The sequence below is a fragment of the Streptococcus orisratti DSM 15617 genome, from assembly GCF_000380105.1.
Classification (GTDB): Bacteria; Bacillota; Bacilli; order Lactobacillales; family Streptococcaceae; genus Streptococcus; species Streptococcus orisratti.
Window position 1 is genome coordinate 1 of record NZ_KB904520.1, and the last position, 4599, is coordinate 4599.

Below are 4599 nucleotides of genomic sequence, written 5' to 3' on the forward strand. Positions count from 1 at the left end.
AGTTACCAACTTGTCCCATAGTAAGTTCTACCTTATTTTTTTGTCTCAGTCTAATTTCCAGTTTTGGTGTTAGACTAGAACTTACTTTGAGAATTTAGGATTTATGGAAAAATACATAAAAACTCTACCGTAGGGGAATAATTTATAAAATTAAAATGCGACTTGTACTAAAGTCGCATTTTTCTATATCTTGTAGTTAGTGTAAATTGGTATATAGTTCCCTATCTCTTTTAGCTTTATTCCTGGTAATTCTCGCCTTTAGTTGAGCATCACGAGCTTTTGACTTCGTCATTCCTGTCCCCCTTCTGTCACTGAGCTACTATCAACTTCTACCTCAGTAGCGCTATCACTAATAGACTGCATGCCTGAATCATAAGTACTATTATTCTGGTTCACGATGCTAGTTGATGTTGGGGTATCTGGAACATTTCTCTCTCTAACAACAGTAGGTTGGTAGAGTGTTATGAAACCTATTATAACACTTAAAAGAGCTCCTCCGATGACTATTGACCGTTTTACATGCCACTCTCTTAGAAGAGGGATTTTAGCGCTAAATCCTGAGTTTCTTATCCAGTCTGGATGTTCTCTCATCACCCTATTAGCATTAGCAATTGTACGTAAATACCCCAATAAACCTATAATAACGATGAGCCCTAATGTTCTAAAACGGTAGATACTGGATTGAGAGGAGTGATTAGTAATCATGATAATCATACCAACTATGACAGCGATGACTACTAGTAAAATGCCTAAACTTCTCCAAAGTCCCTCGCGGCGATACAACTTGAGTTCATCAAAGCTCATCTCTTCAAATTTCTTCTTCATTAATATTTCTCCTTCTTTCGTGTCTCTTTTAGATTTCTAGTTATAAACCCACTTGAGGCTGTGTCATCCTCTAAATTTAGACTCTCTTCAAAACTGGCGTTAAATAGTGTCTTCTTTGCGATTATGATTGTAATCTTCCCTTTCTAGTAATTCTGGATGTTTTTTCAAATACCTTTTACCATACCAGTCTTCAAGGGATTTCCCTTCCCATTCGCGATATTCCTCGGGGTACTTCCATTTATAATAAGCCTGAATGAAAAAAGGAAATTCCATATAAATAAGCATGGCAATAAGGGCTATATTCAGAATAATCCAAGCCAGAAAAAGCCCTAGACCTGTCAGGGAATCTGACAGCTTTATAGAAAAGGTGGATAAGAGAATTCGGATTATAACACCCAAACCGAGAATCCCCATCCCATAAACGGCTATCTTACTGGCAATTTTGTCACTTAAGCTAGAGGAAACATCCGTTCCATACAGAAGAGTTTTGAGACGTCTGACCCTGCCGGTAAACATGACATAGGCTAGGATTAACAGCAAACCAAAGATAGCACCAATTCCCCAAATGGATAATGTTGGTAATGAAACATCAATTGCTAATAAATCAAATTCTAAAATAAACCAAATTAAAAATGTCATCACATGAAAACGGTAGCGGTAAGCTAAGATGTAGGTTCGTCTAAAGAATTTCCCAATCAATACCAGTGTTAGCCATATTAAGAGGCCAATTAGGTAAACTTCAACGGTCAGCACAGGATATTGAGACACAGGTCGTGCCAATTCTTCTGGATTATCATGTAAGGATATTGACAAAACATAAAGCATAAAATTCATGGCAATAGGAAAAAGGAGTGTGAGAATTGAGCTTTGAATGATAAACCAGAAAGAAGGCTTTCCCTTCTTAAAAGCTTTTCCAAGTTTATTGTAATAATCCTTTTTCTGAAACTGCAAAAAACCATCATCTTCTAAGTTCAAGCTTTCCTCAAAACTAGCGTTAAATAGTGTCTTCTTTGTGATCATGATTGTAATCTCCCTTTTCTAGTAATTCTGGATGTTTTTTCAAATACCTTTTTCCATACCAGTCCTCAAGGGATTTTCCTTCCCATTCGCGGTATTCCTCGGGGTACTTCCATTTGTAGTAAGCGTTCAAATAATACGGGAATTCCATGAAAATGAATAATCCAACTAAACCAACGTTTAGAACAAACCAAGTCAATAGCAATCCGAAACCTTTTAGCGAGTCAGAAACTCCACCTATAAAAATCAGAGAAAATTGTTTAATAAATATCAGTAATCCTAAAATTCCCATACCATAAACTGATAATATTTTAGCAAATTTATCTTGCTTCGTAACTTCTATCTTTTCTGCATACAAACGTTCTATTATACTACGATATTTAACTCTAAACATCCAATATCCCAAGAATAAAATTACTATTATAAATGTCAAAATTCCCCATACTGTCAATGTTGGCAACGTAATTTCAATTCCAGCTAAATCAAATTCTAGAACAAGCCAAAGCAAATAAGTTACAGTATGAAAATGGAAGCGATACGGAAAGAGGTACTCCCGTTTTATCATTTTCCCAATGAGCACCAGTATTAGCCATATCAAGAGGCAAATAAGGTAAACTTCGACTGTTAATAATTCATGTTTGGATATCGGTAACGTTAGATTTTCAGCGTCATCCCGTAAAACCATAAGAATTGGTATCAACATAAAATTAAGACCAATAGGAAAAAGGAGAGTCAATACTAAACTAGTGAATTTAATTTTTGAAGAAGAATACCCTTTTTTAGGAAGCTTTATTATTTTTTTATCCTGTTCTTTTTGATAATATTGCAGGAAACCATCATCTTCTAGATTTAAACTCTCTTCAAAACTGGCGTTAAATAGTGCCTTCTTTGTGATCATGATTGTAATCTTCCTTTTCTAGTAATTCTGGATGCTTTTTCAAATATCTTTTACCGTACCATTCTTCAAGTGTTTTCCCTTCCCATTCGCGGTATTCTTCGGGATATTTCCATTTGTAGTAGGCTTGAAGATAACAAGGTAATTCCAGAAATACAAGCATAGCAATGATAGCTCCATTCAGAACGATCCAAGTCAGAAGAAGACCTAAACCTTCCATTGAGGTTGAAAATTTTATAGAAAAACTTTTTAAAATAAAGTTGATAATAACACCAAAGCCTAAAATCCCCATTCCATAAACAGCTAGCTTACTGGCTATTTTATCGCTTAAGCTAGGGGAAACATCCGTTCCATACAGAAGAGTTTTGAGGCGTCTAACTCTGCCGGTAAACATGACATAGGATAAGATTAACATCAAGCCAAAGATAGCAACAATTCCCCAAATGGATAATGTTGGTAATGAAACATCAATTGCTAATAAATTAAGCTCTAAACTAAACCAAATTATAAACGTAATAACATGAAAATGATTGCGATAGGGTAGTATGTATCCCTTTCTAAAAATTTTACCAAGTATTATCAGAAATATCCAAAGTGAGAGGCAAATCAAATACACCTCTGTTGTTAATAAAGTAAATCGGGATATGGGAATTGTCAAATCTTTAGGATTGGACTCGTGTAAAGATAGTGAAAAAACCAGAAACATAAAGTTTATAAAAATAGGTCCAACAAGAGTTAAAATTATGTTTTGTATTCTGATTCTTATAGTTGGTCTACCTGCTTTATAATATTTCTCTAACTTAGAGAAAACATCCTTTTTCTGAAACTGCAAAAAACCATCATCTTCTAGATTTAAGCTCTCTTCAAAACTGGCTTTAAAAATAGATTTTTTCTTCATAAACTATCACCCAAACCCTAGCGCCTTACCGAATCCACCAATAGCATCAGAGACTGCATCGGTCGCTCCTTTTATGGCTTTACCAGCTTTATTAACAATATTTTTTGTTCCTTTTACCGGATCATCAAAGAAATCGGGTTCTATCCATTTAGTAATTTGGATAGCTCCTCCAACAATTCCCCCTACTACTGCACCTGCAGTTGTTCCAACTACAGGAACAGCACTACCTATTGTAGCTCCAATAGTCGCACCTTCCAATGGCCCAACACTTGATACAGCGCTGAGTGCACCTTTACCGACTGCTTTGCCAATATCTTTCGATTTAGAGTATTCCTCAATACCGCCAGAGATGCCTTCAAAGCCAAGCTCCGCAAAGGTTGCTACTGTCCCGACTTTTCCTAAGAATTTAATGCCTTTTCCTAAAAACTTGGCATCACCTACCAAATTCTTACCGGTTTTGACAGCCTTTTCTAAAGATTTGAAACCAGAGACCTTTTCCAAACCCCATTTGGTTCCCTCTTTAACCGGAGAGGCTAAGAAATCTTAGACCTTTATGTGCTTTAGAGAGACCTTCTAGTATAGCATCAACCGCTTTGCTGCCTTTAACACCGCTTTTTTCTACCTTGCTTAAAATGCTCCATAAAGCACCCGATTTACGTAAACCTTCGTACTTAGACAAACCTTCTAATATGGCATCAACTGCTTTGCTACCTTTAACACCACTTTTTTCTACACTAGCTAAAATTTCCCAGAGACCATCAGATGCTAAGACGCTTTCAGTGAATTTTGAAGGTAGTAGTCCAAAAAGTTGTCCAAGACGTTTAGCTGTATCACTATCCATCANCTTTTTAAACTCTTCGTAATAATTTATAGAAGTAGTTGCCGTCTTGGTAGTTTTCTTATTTGGCTTTTGCCCTTTCAAATACTCACTAACATATTCAGGCACCTTAGTTGGATATTTCTT

Annotated in this window: 5 protein-coding genes; all 5 read right to left on the reverse strand. The window is 36.0% G+C overall.

All coding sequences use genetic code 11. The features are described from left to right. Positions 1 to 288 precede the first annotated feature (288 nt). The 5 genes from A3I7_RS0111325 to A3I7_RS13305 all read right to left on the reverse strand — a co-directional run bounded on the left by A3I7_RS0111325 (position 289) and on the right by A3I7_RS13305 (position 4136). A complete protein-coding gene (locus A3I7_RS0111325; RefSeq protein WP_018376858.1) occupies positions 289 to 825 on the reverse strand; it encodes a hypothetical protein in 537 nt (178 codons plus the stop codon). A gap of 99 nt (positions 826 to 924) precedes the next feature. Continuing rightward, the gene (locus A3I7_RS0111330) at positions 925 to 1845 is read right to left on the reverse strand and encodes a hypothetical protein (RefSeq protein ID WP_018376859.1); all 921 of its coding nucleotides are present in this window, start codon (positions 1843 to 1845) and stop codon (positions 925 to 927) included. After that, positions 1820 to 2737: a hypothetical protein gene (locus tag A3I7_RS0111335; RefSeq protein WP_156812772.1), complete on the reverse strand. Its 918-nt coding sequence runs from the start codon at positions 2735 to 2737 to the stop codon at positions 1820 to 1822. The genes A3I7_RS0111330 and A3I7_RS0111335 overlap by 26 nt, the downstream gene beginning before the upstream one ends. Then, complete coding sequence (locus tag A3I7_RS0111340; protein ID WP_018376861.1) at positions 2715 to 3635, reverse strand: hypothetical protein; 921 nt, start codon at positions 3633 to 3635, stop codon at positions 2715 to 2717. The genes A3I7_RS0111335 and A3I7_RS0111340 overlap by 23 nt, the downstream gene beginning before the upstream one ends. A 6-nt stretch (positions 3636 to 3641) precedes the next feature. Beyond that, the gene (locus tag A3I7_RS13305) at positions 3642 to 4136 is read right to left on the reverse strand and encodes a hypothetical protein (RefSeq protein ID WP_245538862.1); all 495 of its coding nucleotides are present in this window, start codon (positions 4134 to 4136) and stop codon (positions 3642 to 3644) included. Positions 4137 to 4599 lie beyond the last annotated feature (463 nt).

What these genes read in the sequence shown, in the direction of transcription:
- A3I7_RS0111325 (WP_018376858.1), bottom strand. Translation starts at nt 825, where the DNA reads ATGAAGAAGAAATTTGAAGAGATGAGCTTTGATGAACTCAAGTTGTAT.
- A3I7_RS0111330 (WP_018376859.1), bottom strand. Translation starts at nt 1,845, where the DNA reads ATGATCACAAAGAAGACACTATTTAACGCTAGTTTTGAGGAAAGCTTG.
- A3I7_RS0111340 (WP_018376861.1), bottom strand. Translation starts at nt 3,635, where the DNA reads ATGAAGAAAAAATCTATTTTTAAAGCCAGTTTTGAAGAGAGCTTAAAT.